This is a genomic window from Mesorhizobium sp. M1A.F.Ca.IN.022.06.1.1 (assembly GCF_003952605.1).
Taxonomy (GTDB): domain Bacteria; phylum Pseudomonadota; class Alphaproteobacteria; order Rhizobiales; family Rhizobiaceae; genus Mesorhizobium.
The window spans coordinates 5719087-5739508 of sequence record NZ_CP034455.1 but is presented as its reverse complement, the minus strand read 5'-3'; the positions used below and the strand labels follow the sequence as shown (position 1 = coordinate 5739508).

General features: G+C 62.3%; 21 protein-coding genes and 1 tRNA gene. 9 read left to right on the top strand and 13 right to left on the bottom strand.

Annotated elements, in window-relative coordinates:
* Positions 1-8 precede the first annotated feature (8 nt).
* From EJ078_RS27250 to EJ078_RS27240, 3 genes are all read left to right on the top strand, one after another.
* Entirely contained in the window at positions 9-728 is a 720-nt protein-coding gene (locus EJ078_RS27250; protein WP_067000053.1) for a heme-copper oxidase subunit III family protein, read from the top strand.
* A gap of 26 nt (positions 729-754) precedes the next feature.
* Positions 755-1147 (top strand): cytochrome C oxidase subunit IV family protein, encoded by a 393-nt coding sequence (locus EJ078_RS27245; protein WP_082980618.1) that lies wholly within the window; start codon positions 755-757, stop codon positions 1145-1147.
* Between the two features lie 111 nt (positions 1148-1258).
* Positions 1259-1732 carry an aminoacyl-tRNA deacylase gene (locus EJ078_RS27240; protein WP_067325364.1) on the top strand — a complete coding sequence of 158 codons (474 nt, stop codon included), beginning with the start codon at positions 1259-1261 and terminating at the stop codon, positions 1730-1732.
* A 37-nt stretch (positions 1733-1769) separates the two neighbouring features.
* Here EJ078_RS27240 and EJ078_RS27235 read toward each other — a convergent pair whose 3' ends face one another.
* From EJ078_RS27235 to tig, 4 genes are all read right to left on the bottom strand, one after another.
* The gene (locus EJ078_RS27235; protein WP_067325381.1) at positions 1770-2591 is read right to left on the bottom strand and encodes a DUF2189 domain-containing protein; all 822 of its coding nucleotides are present in this window, start codon (positions 2589-2591) and stop codon (positions 1770-1772) included.
* 485 nt (positions 2592-3076) lie between these two features.
* Positions 3077-3457, bottom strand: a complete 381-nt coding sequence (locus EJ078_RS27230) for a cytochrome c family protein (RefSeq protein ID WP_067000047.1) — start codon at positions 3455-3457, stop codon at positions 3077-3079.
* Between the two features lie 289 nt (positions 3458-3746).
* The gene (locus EJ078_RS27225; RefSeq protein WP_127214245.1) at positions 3747-4253 is read right to left on the bottom strand and encodes a hypothetical protein; all 507 of its coding nucleotides are present in this window, start codon (positions 4251-4253) and stop codon (positions 3747-3749) included.
* A 196-nt stretch (positions 4254-4449) separates the two neighbouring features.
* The gene (gene tig / locus EJ078_RS27220) at positions 4450-5934 is read right to left on the bottom strand and encodes a trigger factor (RefSeq protein ID WP_067329599.1); all 1485 of its coding nucleotides are present in this window, start codon (positions 5932-5934) and stop codon (positions 4450-4452) included.
* 342 nt (positions 5935-6276) lie between these two features.
* Here tig and EJ078_RS27215 point away from each other — a divergent pair.
* Together EJ078_RS27215 and EJ078_RS27210 are read left to right on the top strand one after the other, a co-directional pair.
* Positions 6277-6361: transfer RNA gene (locus EJ078_RS27215), tRNA-Leu, on the top strand.
* A gap of 406 nt (positions 6362-6767) precedes the next feature.
* On the top strand, positions 6768-7619 hold the full coding sequence (locus tag EJ078_RS27210) for a hypothetical protein (RefSeq protein ID WP_127214224.1): 852 nt from the start codon (positions 6768-6770) through the stop codon (positions 7617-7619).
* 52 nt (positions 7620-7671) lie between these two features.
* On the opposite strand, the gene EJ078_RS27205 is transcribed toward EJ078_RS27210, so the two are convergent.
* Both EJ078_RS27205 and EJ078_RS27200 read right to left on the bottom strand, forming a co-directional pair.
* Complete coding sequence (locus EJ078_RS27205; protein WP_127404017.1) at positions 7672-8253, bottom strand: GDYXXLXY domain-containing protein; 582 nt, start codon at positions 8251-8253, stop codon at positions 7672-7674.
* Positions 8250-9365 (bottom strand): DUF2157 domain-containing protein, encoded by a 1116-nt coding sequence (locus EJ078_RS27200; RefSeq protein WP_127214228.1) that lies wholly within the window; start codon positions 9363-9365, stop codon positions 8250-8252. The genes EJ078_RS27205 and EJ078_RS27200 overlap by 4 nt, the downstream gene beginning before the upstream one ends.
* 233 nt (positions 9366-9598) lie before the next feature.
* On the opposite strand from EJ078_RS27200, the gene EJ078_RS27195 reads away from it, so the two are divergent.
* From EJ078_RS27195 to trmFO, 3 genes are all read left to right on the top strand, one after another.
* Positions 9599-9739: a DUF1127 domain-containing protein gene (locus tag EJ078_RS27195; RefSeq protein WP_006335194.1), complete on the top strand. Its 141-nt coding sequence runs from the start codon at positions 9599-9601 to the stop codon at positions 9737-9739.
* A 51-nt stretch (positions 9740-9790) separates the two neighbouring features.
* Positions 9791-9931, top strand: a complete 141-nt coding sequence (locus EJ078_RS27190; RefSeq protein ID WP_067000031.1) for a DUF1127 domain-containing protein — start codon at positions 9791-9793, stop codon at positions 9929-9931.
* Positions 9932-10279: 348 nt separating this feature from the next.
* Positions 10280-11689, top strand: coding sequence for a methylenetetrahydrofolate--tRNA-(uracil(54)-C(5))-methyltransferase (FADH(2)-oxidizing) TrmFO (gene trmFO, locus EJ078_RS27185; protein WP_127404016.1), 1410 nt, complete (start codon positions 10280-10282; stop codon positions 11687-11689).
* On the opposite strand, the gene EJ078_RS27180 is transcribed toward trmFO, so the two are convergent.
* The 6 genes from EJ078_RS27180 to yajC all read right to left on the bottom strand — a co-directional run bounded on the left by EJ078_RS27180 (position 11690) and on the right by yajC (position 17453).
* On the bottom strand, positions 11690-12640 hold the full coding sequence (locus EJ078_RS27180; protein ID WP_189413676.1) for a sterol desaturase family protein: 951 nt from the start codon (positions 12638-12640) through the stop codon (positions 11690-11692).
* A complete protein-coding gene (locus EJ078_RS27175) occupies positions 12640-13065 on the bottom strand; it encodes a hypothetical protein (RefSeq protein ID WP_127214234.1) in 426 nt (141 codons plus the stop codon). The genes EJ078_RS27180 and EJ078_RS27175 overlap by 1 nt, the downstream gene beginning before the upstream one ends.
* A 74-nt stretch (positions 13066-13139) precedes the next feature.
* Positions 13140-13988 carry a phytoene/squalene synthase family protein gene (locus EJ078_RS27170; RefSeq protein WP_164750373.1) on the bottom strand — a complete coding sequence of 283 codons (849 nt, stop codon included), beginning with the start codon at positions 13986-13988 and terminating at the stop codon, positions 13140-13142.
* A complete protein-coding gene (locus tag EJ078_RS27165) occupies positions 13988-14377 on the bottom strand; it encodes an Mth938-like domain-containing protein (protein ID WP_067329577.1) in 390 nt (129 codons plus the stop codon). The genes EJ078_RS27170 and EJ078_RS27165 overlap by 1 nt, the downstream gene beginning before the upstream one ends.
* Before the next feature lie 126 nt (positions 14378-14503).
* Positions 14504-17059, bottom strand: a complete 2556-nt coding sequence (secDF, locus tag EJ078_RS27160; protein ID WP_095801856.1) for a protein translocase subunit SecDF — start codon at positions 17057-17059, stop codon at positions 14504-14506.
* Positions 17060-17114: 55 nt separating this feature from the next.
* On the bottom strand, positions 17115-17453 hold the full coding sequence (yajC, locus tag EJ078_RS27155; RefSeq protein WP_067000009.1) for a preprotein translocase subunit YajC: 339 nt from the start codon (positions 17451-17453) through the stop codon (positions 17115-17117).
* 267 nt (positions 17454-17720) lie between these two features.
* Here yajC and EJ078_RS27150 point away from each other — a divergent pair, with 267 nt between their 5' ends.
* On the top strand, positions 17721-18593 hold the full coding sequence (locus tag EJ078_RS27150; RefSeq protein WP_127214235.1) for an ATP-binding protein: 873 nt from the start codon (positions 17721-17723) through the stop codon (positions 18591-18593).
* A 103-nt stretch (positions 18594-18696) separates the two neighbouring features.
* Here EJ078_RS27150 and EJ078_RS27145 read toward each other — a convergent pair whose 3' ends face one another.
* Entirely contained in the window at positions 18697-20223 is a 1527-nt protein-coding gene (locus EJ078_RS27145) for a LysM peptidoglycan-binding domain-containing M23 family metallopeptidase (RefSeq protein WP_208720960.1), read from the bottom strand.
* Positions 20224-20422: the final 199 nt, after the last annotated feature.

The following is a 20422-nucleotide window of genomic DNA, read 5'->3' as shown; positions in this document are numbered from 1 at the left end:
GACTGGCGATGGCCGAGACGACACTGACGGATAGCAGCCAGTTGGATCGCCCCCAGGGCTGGCGCGGGATTGCCGCCGACTGGGCCTCGGATCAGCGCGCGTTCAAGAACGTGTCCTGGGGCAAGGCCATGATGTGGATCTTCCTGCTCAGCGACACCTTCATCTTCGGCTGCTTCCTGCTCTCCTACATGACCGCCCGCATGTCGACGCGCGTGCCGTGGCCCAACCCAAGCAAGGTCTTCGCGCTGCACATCGGCGGGTCGGAGGTCCCGCTGATCCTGATCGCCATCATGACCTTCGTGCTGATCTCCAGCAGCGGCACCATGGCCATGGCGGTCAATTTCGGCTACCGCCGCGATCGCCGCAAAACCGCGATCCTGATGCTTTTGACCGCCGCGCTCGGCGCAACCTTCGTCGGCATGCAAGCCTTCGAATGGACCAAGCTCATCACCGAAGGAGTGCGGCCCTGGGGCAATCCCTGGGGAGCCGCGCAATTCGGCTCATGCTTTTTCATGATCACCGGCTTCCACGGCACGCACGTCACGATCGGGGTCATCTTCCTGATCATCGTGGCGCGAAAAGTCTGGCGCGGCGATTACGACATCGGGCGTCCGGGGTTTTTCACCAGTCGCCGGGGCCACTACGAGAATGTCGAGATCATGGGACTCTACTGGCACTTCGTCGACCTGGTCTGGGTGTTCATCTTCGCCTTCTTCTATCTTTGGTGAGAGGCAGGCTTTGCTGAGAGGACGAAATGGCTGAAGCAACCGCAAACGGTCTCGGACAACAGGCGCTGCACTCCACCCACGATGCAGCGACCGCCGGCAAATCGGACACGCACCAGGAACACCCGATCAAGCTCTATCTGGTGGTCTGGGTGTGGCTGTTCATACTCAGCGCCTGCTCCTATATGGTCGACTATTTCGGCCTGCACGGCTATCTCAGATGGTCGCTGATCCTGATCTTCATGATGCTCAAGGCAGGACTGATCGTGGCCGTCTTCATGCACATGGCCTGGGAACGGTTGGCGATGATGTATGCGATCATCCTGCCGCCGATATTGGTGCTGGTCTTCGTGGCGATGATGGTCTTCGAGGCCGACTATACGCTGCTGACCCGCATCGCGTTTTTCGGGCCCGGCCCCTGACGCGCGGTTCGGATAAACCGCAGCCTAATCAGCCCGAAATGGCCGGTGCCTCGAAACAACCGGCGGTTTGGTTTTGATATGCGTCGTGAACTCAAGCAAAGGACGCGGAAAATGACGATAGCGAACAGACTGAGGAATTTCATAGACGGCAAGGGAATCCCGTACGACACCGTCGCGCATCATCGGACTGCAACCAGCAGGCAGGCCGCCATTGCCGCCCACGTGCCCGGCAGCATGATGGCCAAGTCCGTGGTCGTTCACCACGAGCTCGGCTATGCGCTGGCCGTGGTCCCAAGCACCCACAGGATCGAACTCGCCAAGCTCCAGGACGTCATGGACAAGCGCCTCGGGCTCGCTTCCGAGGACGAGGTGGTCTCGCTCTTCGACGATTGCGATATCGGCGCCGTACCGCCGATCGGCGCGGCCTATGACGTGCCGGTCATTTTGGACGAAAGCCTCGGCGACGCCGCCGATATCTACTTCGAGGGCGGCGACCACAAGACCCTTGTGCATGTCAGCGGCAAGGATTTCCGCGACCTGACCACAGGCGCGCGTCGGGCACGCTTCAGCCACCCGGCCCTGTGAGAGCACCGGCACTCCAGCCCGTGCTCGACAGGGTTTGCTAGTTCGCCGGTCTTGGGGCGGCGGCCGGCGCTTCCACGACCTTACGATACACGTGCCAGGTGGCATGGCCGAGGACTGGCAGCACAACCGCCAGCCCCGCGAACACCGGCAGCGAACCGACGATCAGCCCAACGGCGACGATCAGTCCCCAGACGGCCATTACGATGGGGTTCGCCAGCACTACGCGTACCGAAGTGTGAATGGCTTCGTAGGCGCCGACATCGCGATCAAGCAGCAGCGGAAAAGCCACCACGGTGGTGCACAACACGACCACGGCGAAGACGAATCCGATGGCGTGACCCAGCACGATCAGGGTCCAACCGCGCCCGGTGGCGAATATCTCAGCGATGAAGCTGGACAGCGATGCCGGGGGCGCGGGACCGAACAGCTGCTCGTAGAAGATTTTGGCGGTCAAAAGCCACGCTATGAAGATCGCGAACAGCATGATCCCGACCGCGGCGATGGCCGGCAGCGCCGGGGAGTTCCTGACCTCGAAGGCATGGCGCCAGGATGCATCGAGCCCGGCTTCCCGTCTGCGGCTGATCTCGTAAAGACCGATCGCCGCGAATGGGCCGATCAGCGCAAAACCGGACACCAGCGGAAACAGCAGTGGCAGCGCGTTCGCTCCCGATGTCCAGGTAGCAAGCACCACGCCGACGAGCGGATAGATCATGCACAGAAACACGATATGCGAGGGTTTCACCATGAAATCGTCGACCCCGCGCCTGAGCGCGTCGAAAAGATCGGAAAGGCCGATCTTTCTCACTCTGGTATGCTCGAGCGTTTCGCTAGCGCCTGCAATGACGTGAAAGCTTGCCATGACCATTCCTCCAGACCAGGGTCCGGCAAGGTCGCGGATTCGCGGTGCTACCGCTCTGCATGGTTGGCCACGCAAAACCGCGACCTGCACCGGCAGCCAACATACTCCATTGCGCCCGATTTGTCTCTTTTCATTGGAACGAGGGTGCGGTGGCCGGCCAGAGCTCCACGCTGGTTCGAGAGGTTTTTTTGCGGTATTCTTATACAACTACAACGCAGTGCCTCCGGTACGCGCAAAGGAGGCTGGATCACTTTGATTGGCCCGTGATCCTTTCCCGATTTCCGGGTCATGCGCCTGGTCGAAGGCGAACGTCATGGACACGCGAACGCTTCTCATACTCGGCCTTGGCATAGCCATTCTGTTGGTGCTGGGATTTTTTGCGCTGCCTGCATGACGGCGCCGGCGGCCACACTTCAGCAGCGTCATGCCGGCCGCCTTCGGTCGGGGCGAGCCGGCGCCACCGAAAGGGGCCTGGAAGGGCCCGCTTACTTCGAAAACTGTTTCAGGTAAGCGATGACGTTGGCTACGTCCTGATCGTTCTTGAGGCCGGGAAACACCATCTTCGTCCCTTTGATCATGCCCCTGGGGTCTTGAAGATACTTCGTCAGCGTGGGCTCATCCCATTTGATGCCGGATTTTCCGGCCTCGATCATAGCAGGGGAAAAAGTGAAACCGGGATGCGTGCCCGCCGTGCGCCCGATGACGCCGTGCAGAGATGGGCCGACCTTGTTCTGGTCCTGGTCTGCAATGTGGCAGACCTTGCACTTGGTGAAGACCTTCTCGCCTGCGGCTGCATCCTGCGCCCGCGAAGGGCTTGCAATGAAGATCGTGGCCGCCGAGGCGATGAAAAGTGCGATTGCGCGCATGGCATTCCTCCCTGATCGATCGTCATCTGCGCCGGACGATCCGCACCACGCCAGCTGCGCTGGGGCGGCCTGCACGGTACAGCGGAATATCCGTGGTCCCACCAATGGAATTGCGGCATCTACATACCACAGTATCACGCCAATGGGTAGAAACGGCAATTTGTGCGAAGGTGCACGTCGCCCAAGCTGCTTAGCGGTTCTGGCAGAACGACATGCATCAAAACACGGACCTAAAGCGCGTCGCCTGAGTCCGGCTCCTCGCGACGCCCTTTAGGCCGTGTACTGAGACTCACGGCGGATCGGTATTGCAGCTTGCAGCCATCTGTCCGATCGCCTCGGACAGTCCGGCGAGTTCAAAATCGGCCTCGCCGCGTCCCGACAGCAGGCCGAAGCGCCATGACAGCAACAGCCGGCTCGCCGAAACCAGCCGCTTGATGCCATCGGCTCCGTCCCTGACCAGCATTTTACCGCGTGGGCCGATAGACCAGCTTTCATCGAACTTGCCGCCGCCATCGACCATGACCGACATGGTGATCTTGCGGCTGGCGGAGACTGAATCGTTGAGTTGCAGCCATTCGCTCCAACGCGGTTCGCCGCCCGGTCGACAAGCCAGCGTCAGCACCGGACTGTAGCCCAGCGCGCCGCCGCCGGTGATCAGCTTGTTGGTGGCGTATAGCGACGCAGTGACCTGGCCGTCGTTGCCGGCGTCGACGCGCCAGTTGCCGAGATCGGGTCCGGCCTCTGCCACACCGGCCGCGGCAAGCAAGAGCGCCGCGGTAACGACCACGCCCCTCATCGTGAATGCCACACCCACCGACGCCTCCAAACGACCCTGCGCAATGTGATATCGAGCAGATAATCATCAATGTTCGGTATCGCCAGCAGCGTGCATTCATCTGAAGCGGGTGGTGTTGCCCCGCAGCAACAACAGAGAACATGAACGAAAAAGGCCGCCTCGTGGGCGGCCTTTCGAAATCAGCTTATCGCCGGTTTTACTCGGCGTCCTTGGCGGCCTTCTTCTTCGGCGCGGCCTTCTTCTTGGGCTCTTCCGCCTCACCGGCTGCTTCGCCGGCCTTGGCCTCGGCTTTCTTGGAGGAAGCCTTCTTCGCCGGCTTCGCCTTGCTGGCGCTCTCGGCCTCCTCGTCGTCCGCCATCAGCTCTTCCTTGCTGACCTTCACGTCCTCGACCGAAATCTGGCCCAGCAAATAGTCGACGACCTTTTCCTCGAACATCGGCGCGCGGAGCGAATTAATCGCCTCGGGGTTGCTGCGGTAGAACTCGAAAGCTTCCTGCTGCTGGTTGGCCGGGAAGCGGCGAACCTGCTCGAACAGGCCGCGCTGCAGTTCATCGTCCGACACGGTGACCCCGGCCTTCTCGCCGATCTCGGCAAGAACCAAGCCGAGACGCACGCGACGTTCGGCCAGGCGCATATATTCGGCGCGCGCCTCTTCCTCCGTCGTTTCTTCGTCGGCAAAGGTACGGCCGGCGGCTTCGAGGTCGCGGTTGACCTGCGCCCAGATGTTGTTGAACTCGGCCTCGACGAGCTTCGACGGTGCCTCGAAGGAATAGGCGGCATCGAGCTGGTCGAGCAGCTGGCGCTTCACCTTCTGGCGGGTCATGGAACCGAACTGGTTCTCGATCTGGCCGCGCACGATCTCGCGCAGGCGCTCCAGCGATTCCAGGCCAAGGTTCTTGGCCGTCTCGTCATTGATCTCGAGCGCGCCGGGCTTGGCCACTTCCTTGACGGTGACGTCGAAGGTGGCTTCCTTGCCGGCCAGATGCGCTGCCTGGTAGTTCTCCGGGAAGGTCACCGTGACCTGCTTCTCATCGCCCGCCTTGGTGCCGACCAGTTGGTCCTCGAAGCCCGGGATGAACTCTTTCGAGCCCAGCACCAGCGGCTGGTCGGTGCCGGCGCCGCCGGCGAACGCCTCGCCGCCGATCTTGCCGACATAATCGATGCTCACGCGATCGCCTTCGGCGGCCTTGCCCTCCTTGGGCTCGTAGCTGCGAGCCGATTCAGCGACCCGCTTCACCTGGTCGTCGACCTCCGATTCCGGCACGTCGTAAACCTGACGCGTCACCTTGATGTCGGAGAAATCCTTGACCTCGATGGCCGGGATGACCTCGTAATTGAGGCGGAACTCGAAGTCGGCGCCGCCGGCCAGGATCTTCTCCGCCTCCTTCTCGTCCTCGGTCATGATGACTTCAGGCTGCATGGCGGCCTTTTCGCCGCGGCCCGAGATGATCGAGCGGGTCGAGTCGTTGAGGATCTCGTTGACCACCTCGGCCATGAACGACTTGCCGTACATCTTGCGCAGGTGCTGTACCGGCACCTTGCCCGGGCGGAAACCGTTGATCCGCACCTTGCCGCGGGCGTCGTTCAGCCGCGCCATCAGCTTGGCTTCCATGTCACCGGCCGGCACGGTGATCTTGATCTCGCGCTTGAGACCGGAGTTGAGCGTTTCGGTGACCTGCATCCTAAAACCTTTGTTTTCACCAACGAGGCTGCCAAACGGTCCTTAGCCGTTCACAGCCTGCCGGTATAATCTTGCCGGAAATGGCTTTGGTACGGAACCTGGTGATTTGACCGCCAATGCGGCTCAAACTCTCCTGAACTGCGCTTCCAAAATGTGAAGAAGTCTTTGTTTTTCCTACTTCTTCTTGCATTCGGCAGAAGCGGATAGTCGCGTCCCGTCACATTCGACACGCCTTTTGTCACAGGCTAGGCTAATTTTCAACCATCTTCGCGATTACGAGAATGACGGTGACTTGGACCCCGACATTGACAGAATGATGGCTACATGGGATTGCCGGGGAACGCGGATGTGGCGGAATTGGTAGACGCCCTGGATTTAGGTTCCAGTGCCGAAAGGCGTGGGGGTTCGAGTCCCTTCATCCGCACCACCCTTCGCCTGGCGAGCTTCTGGTGGTAGGCACCCCATGGTCGTCAGAGGGAAGCGTGTCCTCCGAACCTTTGGCAGGAAGGATCGGAGCCATCAACTTCTGGCGGCGCACGCAAGGCTCGAGCAGACAATCCGCTTTTTCGTGTCCAATGCCCTTGAAATAGCCCGTCGACAGGTTCTTAGTCGCAGCAACAGGCAGGTTGGGGCTCTGTCAGGTTGTGCGCGTAGTTTCTCTGGTCCTGGCGGTTGGGTCGGCTGTCGCGGCAGCGACGTGTCACGTTGAGGCCTTAGAGTACACTTCGGTTTCCTCTCCGGGCCAGCAGCCAATGCTTCTTGTATCCGGTGAGTTTGGCGCAAATGAACCCCTGAACGCCTTCAGCAACGCGGTCGCGAGCAGCAGGGCCAGGATGATCGTCTTCAACTCCCCCGGCGGCAACGTCGGCAGTGCGATTCGCTTGGGGAGAATGATCCGCGCGGCGGGGTTGGATACTTTTCAGCTTCGCCAATTGCAGTGCGCTTCAGCCTGCTCACTGGCCTTCCTGGGCGGCGTCCACCGCGTTGCCGAACCAGGTTCCATCGGCGTTCATCGGCCGTCCCTCAAACCGGCCGACGGGATGTCAAATGAAGACGCGGAGGCCCGTTTCCAGTTCGGCACGGCCGCAATCATATCCTATGTGATCGAGATGGGAGCGGATCCCAAGCTGATGGAATTGGCTTCGAGCTATGACAAGCATGAAATGCGGTACCTGTCGGCCAGCGAAATGGCAGAGTTGCGTGTGACCAATGCCGCAGCGGACCAATCGCCAGCGAATGCATTGCAGATATCAACGACGCCGGATCCTGCGTCCGTGTGCGCTCCTGCGCCCGACGCCAGGCAACAGCCGGAAAGCGTTGCGGTCGGGTTTGTCAAGGACCTCATCGAGCATCATGGCGATAACAACGATTTCGCTCTTGCTCAGGCTCAGGCGTCCTACGCTCCCACGGTCGACTATCATGGCAAGTTGACGAACCTAAGTTCGATCATTGAGGACAAGAGGAGCTATTACCAGCGATGGCCTGAACGCGGATACAACGTCCGCAATGACAGCATTGCGGTCAGCTGCGCCAACGATCGCTGCAAGGTCTCAGGCATCTACGACTGGATTGTGCGCAGCCCCTCGACACACAAGCAGGAGAAAGGCGTAGCGGACTTCAGCTATACGATATCGATCGGTCCCTATCCCAAAATCATCGCCGAGACGGGCGATGTCCGGCCATAACCAGGACCGTCGTTAACGCGGACCGTCGCGCTGACGCCCAGGCCCGAACACACTAATAAAGCGGCTCCTCGAACAGCGTCTTGTCGCCGTCCATGAGCGCCTTGATCTGCGCCTTGCCATTGGCGGAGAGCGCCAGCTTGACGCCGAACGGCCGCACGCGCATGTCGTTCTGGATCGCCATCCCCTTGCCCTCCGGCAGGTAGAAACGCTCGATCCCGTATTCCGGCGTGATCGTCATGTCGGGTGAGCGCAGATCCCAGCCATCCGCTACATGCCCGACAATGTCGGCCTCATCGGAAGCGGCAGGCGCCGGCGCCTGATCGAACCATGCCGCGCTCGGCTGCCAGTAGCCGTCGACAGCCTTCTTCAACCTGACGACGAACTCGGAGTCGTTGCTGGTGATCTTGCCCGGCGGAATGTTGGCGATAAGCTTCACCGGGATGCGCGAGATGTCATAGCCAAGCGAGATGTAATCGCCGCGCAGAAGATCGCGCGGGTCAACGGGCTCGACCTTGAGCAGGACCTCCTTGCCGTTGCGCAGGATCGCCGCGCGTCCGGCGATGATCCAGCCCAGCAAGCCGATTTGGACAAGCGCCGTCACCAGCGCCGCGATGATCAGTCTTTTGCCGCTCATGCCGCTGCTCCTCCGGCGGGCGTATTCATTCGTTTTTCAACGCGGATGATGACCAGCGCCAGTATCCCCAGCAGCACGGCCGCGGACAGGAAGAAGCCAGCCGTGTCGAGCATCGACTGCAACATCACCACATAGATAATGGCGAGCTCGAAGGCAAAGCCGGCATAGGCAACCCAGCGCAAGCCTCTGCTTTCACGGCCGCCGAGCATGATCGCCGCGACGATGCCCGCAAGCGCGGCTGCCGAGGCAATGGCAAAGCCGCTGTTGTAGCTCGCCTCATCGGCCAGTTCGAACTGGACCATTGCGAGGCCGGCAAGAAAGCCGATGAGCGCATGCAATGGCAGCCTGCCGCCGAGTTGCACGACGCTGTCGACGGGTTCGGCGACAAAGATCGCTGCCGCGAACAGCAGCATCGAGACGAGCACGAGTGGAATCGCGACCTGGAGCGTGTTGTGGTCGATCGCCAGCAGCAGGAGATAGAATACGATCGAAAGGATGACGACGTGCCGCGCCGCCTGGCTGCGTGTCCAGAATGAAATGGCGAACAGCACCAGCACGATAGCGGCGAAGAGATGCGGGAACTCGGCCCGGCGGAAAAATCCTCCCCATTTAAGGAACAGCCAGGCATCGGCGATGCCGACGGAGGCGACGGTGAGCGGGTTCGAGCGCAATGCGACCGCCGCCAGCGCCGTGCCGGCGCACCACGTCAGCAATGCCGAAGCCTCGTCGCCCGACAGATGATACATCTGACCGATCAGCGCGATTGACCCGCCAAAGGCCGCGGCGGCGATGATCCATAGCGCCTCACCGATCGCCGCATGGTCGCGTGTCTTCAGAACGGCGCCAGCGACATAACCGCCGAGGATGACAGCAAACAGCGCCGTCACGCGCGCCAGGCGCGGAATGGCTTCCCAGTTGGCGGCGACGAAGATCAGGATCGCGGCACCGAACAGTAACGCCGCCATCATCGCCAGGATAGAGCCGAAGCTCAGCGAGGCGCGATCGTTGGCGGCAACGTCACGCGTCAATGCGTCCGCCGTCGGCGCGTCGATCAGGCCCGCCGCCCGCCAGCGGGCGATATCGGCCCTCACCTTCGTCCCATAGCCCGCCATCCGTTCCCCCGAGCTTGGCCATTTTTACTACCTCGCGCCGCAAATCGTTGACGCAACGGCATTTTCCGATTCGGTCTTCCTTATGGCGCAAGCGTGAATCGCCGTTAATGTTGCATTGCACAATTTGCATTGCTGCCATGCACCAATGGCACTTTTAAACCGATATGACCCTGCCTATTTTCCGTTCGTACACAAACGGAATGATCCGAACCAAAGACGAAACGAGCACTACCATGAACCTGATCCGCAACTACCGCAACTGGCGCCGCTACCGGGACACCGTTTCCGAGCTGAGCCGCCTGTCGAACCGTGAACTGACCGACCTCGGCATCAGCCGCAGCGACATTCACTACGTCGCTCGCAAGGCGGTCTAATCCGCTTCGGACCGCGAATGGTCCGAACCAGTTTTTGAGAAGAGCAAGACAATGAACCTGATCCGCAGCTACCGTAACTGGCGCGTTTATCGCGAGACGGTTTCTGAGCTGGGTCGGCTTTCGAACCGCCAGCTCAATGATCTCGGCATCGTTCGCGACGAGATCAAGATGATCGCCCGCAAGGCGGTTTGACAAGGAATCTCGCCAGGGTCGACCTCCTCCCCGACCCTGACGGATACGGTCAGCCTTTACCTCCTCCCGAAGGTTGACCACCGAAACGGCGCCCGCCGGACCTCCTCCCCCGGCGGGCGTTGTTCTCCGAAAGGATCCGCCCCTTCAACTGGCGGAAGGAATTTCGTCAAAGCCGACCTCCTCCCCGGCAATGACGAATATGGTCGATCTTCACCTCCTCCCGAGGATCGACCCCCAAAACGACACCCGCCGGACCTCCTCCCCCGGCGGGTGTTGTTGTTTTGGAGGTAGTCGGCCCGTCGAAGCCGGCAATTGCATTCGCCGCGCCAAGCGACTATCTCGGCGCTCATGAGCAAAGATCCCGTTCACGTCATCGGCGGCGGCCTCGCCGGCTCCGAAGCCACATGGCAGATCGCAGAAGCCGGCGTGCCGGTCGTGCTGCACGAGATGCGCCCGGTGCGCGGCACCGACGCGCACAAGACCGACGGGCTCGCCGAGCTCGTCTGCTCCAACTCGTTCCGCTCGGACGACGCCGAGACCAATGCAGTTGGCTTGCTCCATGCCGAAATGCGGCTCGCCGGCTCGCTGATCATGAGCGCCGGCGACGCGCACCAAGTCCCGGCCGGCGGCGCTTTAGCCGTCGACCGCGACGGTTTTTCCGAGGCAGTAACCGCAAAAATCGAAGCGCATCCGCTGATTGCCATCCAGCGCGAGGAAGTGCCTGGACTTCCGCCGGCGGATTGGGACCAAGCGATCATCGCCACCGGTCCGCTGACCGCGCCTTCGCTTGCGCAGTCGATTGCCGAAGCAACCGGCGCCGATGCGCTCGCCTTTTTCGACGCCATCGCGCCGATCGTCCATTTCGACACCATCGACATGAACACCTGCTGGTACCAGTCGCGCTACGACAAAGTTGGCCCCGGCGGCACCGGTAAGGACTACATCAACTGCCCGATGGACAAGGAGCAATATCTCGCCTTCGTGGCGGCGTTGCTGGAGGGCCAAAAGACCGAGTTCAAGCAGTGGGAAGGCACGCCCTATTTCGACGGCTGCCTGCCGATCGAGGTGATGGCCGAGCGCGGCGTCGAGACGCTGCGCTACGGGCCGATGAAGCCGATGGGGCTGACCAACGTCCACAATCCGTCGGCCAAAGCCTATGCAGTGGTGCAGCTTCGCCAGGACAATGCGCTGGGCACGCTCTACAACATGGTCGGTTTCCAGACCAAGCTGAAGCATGCCGAGCAGGTCCGCATCTTCCGCACCATTCCCGGACTGGAGAATGCCGAATTCGCCCGCCTCGGCGGCCTGCACCGCAACACTTATATCAACTCGCCGACGCTGCTCGATCCGTCGCTGCAGCTGAAGTCGCGCCCCGGCCTGCGTTTTGCCGGCCAGATCACCGGTTGCGAAGGCTATGTCGAAAGCGCCGCGATCGGCCTGCTCGCCGGCCGCTTCGCCGCGGCCGAACGGCTCGGCCGGGCGGCCTCACTGCCGCCGTCGACCACGGCCTTCGGCGCGCTGCTCAACCATATTACCGGCGGCCACATCGTCTCCGACGACGAGCCGGGCAAGCGCTCCTTCCAGCCGATGAACGTCAATTTCGGCCTGTTCCCGCCGGTCGAGGCTCCAAAGTCTGAAGGCAAGCGCCTGCGCGGCAAGGACAAGACCGTTGCCAAGCGCCGCGCGATCACGGCGCGCGCATTGGCCGATTGTCGCGTGTGGCTGGGCCTGCCTTCGCAGGCGCAGGCAGCGGAATAGCTACTCCGCCGGCTCGGCACTCGCCGCCGGCAATCCCGGCTTTCCTGCTTCGGACGGATTCCTCCGCACATAGGCCGCCTTCAACGTCTCCGACGTATCGCGCGAGCCGTCATGGCTCCAGCCTGGCGGCCGGATCAGATAGCTGAGACGCTGGCCGAGCGTCAGTCCCGGCATCATCGCATCCTTAAACATGCCGATCCATTCATGGAAGGCGACCTTCAGCGGGTTGAAGGTGCCGATGTTCTTGACAATGCCGTAGCGCGGCCGGGCCTCGTCCAGTTCCGCAACGAAAGTGCCGAACATGCGGTCCCAGATGATCAGCGTGCCGGCATAGTTGGCGTCCAGATAGCGCGGATTGGTGGCGTGGTGGACGCGGTGGTGCGAGGGCGTGTTGAAGACGAATTCGAACCAGCCCCACATCTTGCCGATCGTTTCGGTGTGGATCCAGAACTGCCAGACGAGGTTGAAGCCGAAGACGAACGCAATGACGGCCGGATGGAAGCCGAGCAGCACCAGCGGCGCCTGCAGCACGAACATGAAGGTGAAGAGACCGGTCCAGCTTTGCCGGAGCGCCGTCGAGAGATTGTAATGCTGGCTGGAATGATGGTTGACGTGCTCGGCCCAAACCCAGCGCACCCGATGCGCGATGCGGTGGTAGACATAGTAACGCAAATCATCGAGCAGGAAGGCGGCGACAAACACCCAGATCGACAGGCCGAGATTGAAGAAACGGAACTGCCAGAGCCACAGCAGCGCCCAGTAGGATACGACACCGAGCAGCAGGCCGGCGACGACATTGCCCGTCCCCATCATCAGGCTGGCCAGCGTGTCGCGCGTCTCGAACGATCCCTTGGCGCGGCCGGTGCGTACCAGCCAGAGCTCGATCAGGATCGCCGTGACGAAGAACGGTATGGCAAGCTGGGTGACCTGCGGGAAATTGTAATCGTCCATCACGCCGCCTCTCGGATCTGATCGTGCTTCAGCAGCACCGCCGCCACGGTCAGCGCGTCTGCCTCGTCGGCGAAGGCAAACCGCCCGCCCTTCCAGGTGAAATCATCCATTCGCAGCGACAAGACATTCCCTTGCCGTACCAGGGCGAGCACATCCCGCGGCGTGACGATGCGGGTTAGGAAACGGTCGCCGATGCTCTGGACGATGCCGCAGCGTTGCGGGTCGAGTTCCAGGACGGCGGCTTGCCTGTCCGATGTCAGCCTGACCGCCCGAGGCTTTTCGTCTGGAAAATCTTCGGCAAAACGCGCGAGCGCGTGTTCAGCCCCGGCAAGCGTCGCGGTCGTCGTACCGCCGGTGAAATGCACGGCCGCCACCGACAGCGCGATGCCGAACACGACAAGGACGACCAAAACTGGCAGGCTCATGGAAAGGCGGTCCTCCGCTGGCTCGCATTTCTCTGATGCGAGTCCACGCGCAGAACCCCTAGCATACGTTTACGTCAAAGGGGCGTCCAGCCGCGCATGGCATGACGCAAGAGCAGCCAGTGCTGGCGCAGGGTCGAGAGGGTCGAAGTGCCCCCGAGTGGAGACCGACCCGGCTTTTCCATCCTGTCGAGATAGGCATGTGTGAGCGCCAGCGGCAGGAAGGCGGGGCGCAGCGACGCGGGGAGAGCCGACGCGCCCTTCTCGAAAGCGCCGAGATGCTCTCGCGCCAGCGCGATCATCGCCGCGACCGCGCGCTCCGCGGCAGCATCGCCGTCGCCCTTGACGAACTCTTCAGGCGAGGTGCCGGCGGCTGCGAGGATATCGGAGGGGATAAAGCACTGTCCACGGCGACGGTGCAGCGGCAACAAAAGCAGCAAGCCGGTGATGGCCTGCGCGCAGCCCGCCCTGCCCGCCAGTTCGGCAAAGCGTGGCGCGGCATTCGGATCGAGCACCATGGCCGCAAGCTGGATGATCGCCGCGGCCGTCTCGCCGCAATAACCCTCAAGGTCGGTCCGCGATGGCATCGGATCGTTGTAGAGATCGAAGATACGCGCTTCGAGCATGTTCTCGAAAGCGGCCTTCGGTAGATGGTTGGCGGCGATCGCCCCCCTCAGCGCGTCGGCGGTAGGATGACCTGTCTCCGCCTCGCCCTCGGCCAAGATGACATCGCGCCACCATTGCAGCCGGACCTCGCCCGGCAGCGGCTCGTGGATGCGGTCGCGAACGCTGGCGACCTCGGCATTGAAGGCATAGAGCGCAAGCAACGCGTCACGCCTCTCGGCGGGCGCGTAAAGCGCGGACAGATAGCGATCATGGTCTGCGGCACGCACCGCATCCATGACGATGTTGGACATGTCGGCCATCAATCGACGGCAATGAGCGCTGCGGCCACGGCACGGTCCTCGGCCAGCAGCACGTTGTAGGTGCGCACGGCCGCGCCCGTCGACATCGGGTCGGCCGAAATGCCGGCCTCTTTCAGCGCGGAGCGGAGTGCAGCCGGCAGCGGCCGCAGATCCTTGCCGGTGCCGACCAGCAGGATTTCTACCTTGTCGGCCTGGGCGAACAGCTTGTCGAAGTCCGAAGCTTTTAGCGCCAGCGGATCGGCCGGCTCCCAGCCATGGATACCGGACGGCAGGCACAGCAGCGAGCCTCGATGCGACATGTCGGCAAAGCGGAACCCGCCATTGCCATAGGCCTCGACCGGCGCCCTGCCCGGGAAATGCGCCTCTCGGATGACGATGCCTTTGGCCATGGGGCTAGAGCATGATGCCGAAAAGGGTGGAGCGGTTTTCGGACGACATTATGCTCTATCTCTTTGATTTAGAGCGGATTCAGATCTCAGTTCGACTCGACCTGAGATCATCCGGCTCTGACGGCTTCAGGTCGCCACGGCCTTGCCGTTCGCCGGCTTGGTCTCTTCGGCGGCTGCGGCCTGCGGCCTGAGCTTGAAGAGGATCAGCAGCGGCGCGGCGATGAAGATCGACGAATAGGTGCCGAACACCACGCCGAACAGCATCGCCAGCGTGAAGGAGCGGATCACCTCGCCGCCGAACAGCACCAGTGCCAACAGCGCAAGGATGGTGGTCACCGAGGTCAGCGTGGTTCTGGACAGCGTCTCGTTGATGGCGTTGTTCAACAGCTGCGGCAACGGCATCTTTTTGTATTTTCTTAAGTCTTCGCGGACGCGGTCATAGACGACGATGGTGTCGTTGAGTGAGTAGCCGATGATGGTCAGGATCGCCGCGAGCGACGACTGGTTGAATTCCAGTCCGGTTATGACGAAGAAGCCGATGGTCATCACCACATCGTGCACCGTGGCGATGATGGCGCCGACGGCGAACTGCCACTCGAAGCGGAACCACACATAGAGCAGGATGCCGACCAGCGCGATGAGCATGGCGATCGTGCCTTGCTTGGCGAGCTCGCCGGAGACCGTCGGTCCGACCACCTCCACGCGGCGGAAGTCATACTGGTCCTGCAGTTCGCCGCGCACCTTGTCGATGACGGTCTGCTCGGCATTCTCGCCGGCGTCCTGCGTGCCGACGCGGATCAGAACGTCGTTCGGCGCGCCGAACTGCTGCACCTGGATCTCGCCGATGTTGAGCTCGGAGAGCCTGTTGCGGATGTCACCGAGATCGGCGTCGCCCTGCTTGGACTGCACCTCGATCATCGAGCCGCCCTTGAAGTCGATGCCGTAATTGATGTCGATGGTGAGGAACCCGACAACTGACAGGATCGACAAGATGCTGGACAAAGCGAACGTCCAGCGGCGGATACCCATGAACGGGATCCTGGTGCCGGGCGGAATGAAGGTGACCGGCGCGCGCGGCAATTCCTTCGGACGGGCGCGGCGCAGCCAGATCGACACCAGCATGCGGGTGAAGGTGAAGGCGGTGAAAACGGTGGTCAGAATGCCGATCGCATAGGTGATGGCGAAACCCTTGACCGGTCCTGTGCCCAGCCAGAACAGCACCACGGTGGCAATCAGCGACGTGACATTGGAGTCGACGATCGTTGCCAGCGCCTTGGCGAAGCCGGTGTCGATCGACTGGATCACCGAGCGGCCAAGTCGCCGCTCCTCTCGAATGCGTTCATAGATCAGAACGTTGGAGTCCACCGCCATGCCGATGGTGAGCACGATGCCGGCGATGCCGGGCAAAGTGAGCGTGGCGCCCAGCAGCGACAGCAGCGCAACGATCATCGCCACGTGGACGGCCAGCGCGATGTTGGCGAGGAAGCCGAGGAAGCCGTATGCGACGAACATGAAGGCGACGACGAGGATCGAACCGATCACGCCCGCCACCTTGCCGGCATGGATGGAATCCTGGCCGAGGCCTGGACCGACCGTTCGCTCTTCGATGACCGTCAGCGTTGCCGGCAGCGCGCCGGCGCGCAGCAGCACGGCAAGGTCATTGGCGCTCTGCGGGGTGAAATTGCCGGAAATCTGCCCGGTACCGCCCAGGATCGGCTCACGGATCTGCGGCGCCGAAATCACTTGGTTGTCGAGGACGATGGCGAACAGCTTGCCGACATTCTGCGCCGTCGCCTGGCCGAACCGTGTCGCTCCCTTGGAATCGAAACGGAATGAAACCACCGGCTCGTTGGTCTGCGAATTGTAGGTCGCCTGCGCGTCGACCAGATTTTCGCCGGAAACGATGACGCGGTTTTCGATGAGATAGGGGACCGGCGGATCGTCTTGCGAGTAGAGGACGGAAGAGCCTGCGGGCGGACGGCCCTTCAGCGCATCCTGCACAGGCATCGACTGGTCGACCATCTGGAAGGTCAGCTTGGCGGTCTGTCCGAGGATCTCCTTCAGCCGCTGCGGATCCTGCAGGCCCGGCACCTGGACAAGGATGCGGTCGTCGCCCTGCCGCTGCACGATCGGCTCGGTCGTGCCGAGCTCGTTGACGCGGCGCTCGACCACTTCGATCGACTGCGACAGAGCCGTTGAGGTGCGGTATTTCAGGCCGGCGTCGGTGACCGTGAATTTGAGCAGGCCGGGCTCGGAGTCATCCAGCGACATTTCCTGGATGGAGCCGCCGCTGAACAGTCCCGCCGCCACCGGATCGGTCAGCGGTTTCAGGACCTTCTTGGCCTGGTCGAGTTGAGCCTGGTCCGTGATGCGAACCTGCACGGTGCGGCCGGAACCGGAAAGGCCGGTGTAGTTGATCTTGGGATTGGCCTCGCGCAGCAGCGTCCTGATCTCGTCGCGCGTCGTCTCCATCCTATCCTTGATCAGATCGTTCTGATTCATTTCAAGCAGGATGTGCGAGCCGCCCTGAAGGTCGAGGCCGAGCGTCATCTGCCGCTTCGGCACCCAGCTCGGCAGTTGCGCCAGCATGCTTGCCGGAAACAGGTTGGGCGCGGCGAGGACCACTGTCACGGCCACGGCCAGCCAGATCAGGATCATCTTCAGGCGCGAGAAATAAAGCATTAGTTCTTATCCGTTCAGGCGTACAAGCGGCAGCGTTCCGCCATCGAGGTGGTGATTACTTCTTGGCGTTCTGGTTCGCCACCGGCTCGCCCTTGACGCGCACGTCGGAGATCGTCGAGCGCAGCGCCGTCACCTTGGTCCCGCCGCCAAGGTCGATCTCCAGTTCATTGTCGTCGATCACCTTGGTCACCTTGCCGACGAAACCGCCGCCGGTCACCACCGTATCGCCGCGGCGCACTGCGGCCAGCATTTCCTGGCGCTTCTTCAGCTGCGTGCGCTGCGGCCTGATGATCAGAAAATACATGATCACGAAAATCAGGACAAACGGCAAAATGCTGATGAACATATCGGGCGAGGTGCCGACGCCTTGGGCGTATGCCGGTGTGACGAACATCAAGAAACTCCTGGATGGTGAAATACCGCCGGGACGGCCCCGCGAAATTTTGGCCGGAATATAGTCGGTAAAGTTGCCAATGCAACTGCGCGACCCGCCGAATCCGTTGCTTTTCCAGCCGTTTGGCGCGTGCTAGAGCGTCGCAGCCGGAAGCCGGTTGGAGCCGGCCGAAAAGATCGTGCTACAACAGAAGCTTGCAGTTGGTTCTTGGTGCGCAGCCGCGGATCCGTTTCACGTTCCGTGACTGCCAAGTTAAAAAGACCGGAAATGACCGATAGCCTGGATGCCCTGAACAAAAAGCTCGACCGCCTGATCGACGCGGTCTCCCGTCTCGCCCCGCCACCGGTTCCCGAGACCGACCTCGGCGTGGCCGATTGCTTCGTCTGGCAGGCCGATCCCGGCTACCTGGAGCCGGTCCACAAGGTCAATCGCGTCGACATCGGCCTGATCCGCGGCGTCGACCGGGTCCGCGACATCCTGCTCGACAACACCGAGCGCTTCGCGTCCGGCTTCGCCGCCAACAATGTGCTGCTCTGGGGCGCGCGCGGCATGGGCAAGTCGTCGCTGGTCAAGGCCGTGCACGCCAAGGTCAATGCCTCGGACAAGCTCGACCGGCCGCTGAAGCTGATCGAGATCCATCGCGAGGACATCGACACCCTGCCCAAGCTGATGAGCCTTTTGAAGGCGGCGCCCTACCACTTCATCCTGTTTTGCGACGATCTTTCCTTCGACCATGACGACACTTCCTACAAGTCGCTCAAGGCAGCGCTCGAAGGCGGCGTCGAGGGCCGCCCGGCCAATGTCATCTTCTACGCCACGTCGAACCGGCGCCATCTGTTGCCGCGCGATATGATCGACAATGAGCGCTCGACCGCGATCAACCCGTCGGAAGCGGTGGAGGAGAAAGTCTCGCTCTCCGACCGCTTCGGCCTATGGCTCGGCTTCCACAAATGCTCGCAGGACGAATATCTCGACATGATCGACGGCTATGTCCGTTACCATGCCCTCGCGATTGATCCCGAGACGTTGCGCGCGGAAGCCTTGGAATGGGCAACGACGCGCGGCAGCCGCTCCGGCCGCGTCGCCTGGCAGTTCACCCAGGATCTTGCCGGACGGCTCGGCAAGCCGCTCAAGGACTGATAGCCCATATCACCGGCTGCACTGAAAAAGCCCGCTCCTGGCGGAGCGGGCTGAAGCCGGCGGGCCGGACTGGAGGTCAGGCGGCCCGCAATTTGTTCTTGTTCTATTCGAGATAGCCGCTCGGATCGACCGGGGCAGAGTTCTTGCGCACCTCGAAGTGCAGCTTCGGCGAGTCCGTGGTGCCGCTCATGCCGGACAGCGCGATCTCCTGGCCGCGCTTGACCTTCTGGCCGCGCTGCACCTCGATCGAGCTGGCGTGGCCGTAGACGGTGACCAGGCCGTTCTCGTGGCGCACCAGCACCGTGTTGCCGAACTCCTTGAGGCCGTCGCCGGCATAGATGACGACACCGTTTTCGGCCGCCTTGATCGGCGTCCCTTCCGGCACCGCGATGTCGACGCCGTCCTTGCCGGAGCCGAAGCCGGAGATGACGCGGCCGCGCACCGGCCAGCGCATCTTGCCGATGCCGGTCGCATCCGGCGCCACTGCATCGTCGTCCTCGGCCTGCTGGATGACCTTGGCGTCCTTCTTCGGCGGCGTGTAGGAGGCGAGCGTCTCCGACGGTGTGGTCTTTGCCGGCGGCTGCGTGGTTGCCGTCGTCACCGGATCGACGGTCGCCTTGGTCGCGACAGGCTTCGCGGCAGCGACGGCAACGGTGCCGCCGGCCGGAACCTTGAGCGTCTGGCCGATCTTCAAGAGGCCGTCCTTCATGCCGTTGGCCTGCTTGAGCGCCGTGACGCCGACGCCGGTCTTGCGGGCGATCGAAGACAGGGAATCGCCCTGCTGAACGGTGTAGGTACCGCCGGCGCCGGCCGGCTTTGCCTCGGCCATCTGGGCGGGCGTGGCGCTCTTCGAACCGCTGGCCGCCGCCGATGCATCGACCTGCGCGGCGGATTTGCCGTCCTTGAGTTTTGGCTGCTGCGGCAGCACGGCAACCTTCTCCGGCGCGCCGGCGGGCTGCTTCGGTGTGTTGGCGGGCTTGGTGCTGTCGGCAACCTTCGGCCCGCCCTTGCTCGAATAGGCATAGGCCGGAATGACGATCTTCTGGCCGGTTCTGATGCCCTTGTTGGCATCGAGCCCGTTGACCTTGATGATCGCATCGGCCGGCACATGATATTGCCGAGCGAGACCGGAAATCGTCTCGCCTTCCCTCACCACGATCTCGGTCGCGTGCGGCGCCGCGCTTGCGTTGCGCACCGCGTCGGGCTCGGCGGTCTTGAACGGCTTCGCGGCCGGGGCGACTGTGTTGGTGGCCGTCCTGTCCAGATGCGGCGCGGCGGGGGCCGGCGCGAGTGCCGGGGCCGAGGCGGTGCGCATCGGCTTGGCGGCGGCCGGCGCCGAGGGCGGCGGCAATTGCTGGGACGTCACCGGTTCGAGACTGGAGCGGCTCACCGACTGGGTGTGACTGCCGTCGACTGGGGCCGGCGCGACCGTATCGCCCGGATAGGGCTGGTCGACATTCTGCTTGTTGATGATGGCGCGCTGATTGTTGGTGGACGATGTGAAGACGTCGTCGACACCATTGAAGCGCATCGCCTGGGAGCTGCAGCCTGCCGCGGCACCGGCGATCATGAGGACGGCGCAGCCGCGCGCCAGATTGCGTCCGTTTGCCTTCAAACCATTGAATTGCATCGCACTAACCCGCACAGACCCGGTACAAACTGGTCATGATTAAAGCGCGTTAATGTTACTGGCCGGTTAACCCATTAGAATCCGCCGAAATTTTCTTAAAACATTTTTCGACAGGCGCGACGAAGTCCGGACAGATCGTGCCGGCCGAGACGAGACGGACGTCTCGGGAACCGGCGAATCGCACGAAATGAGACCGGGC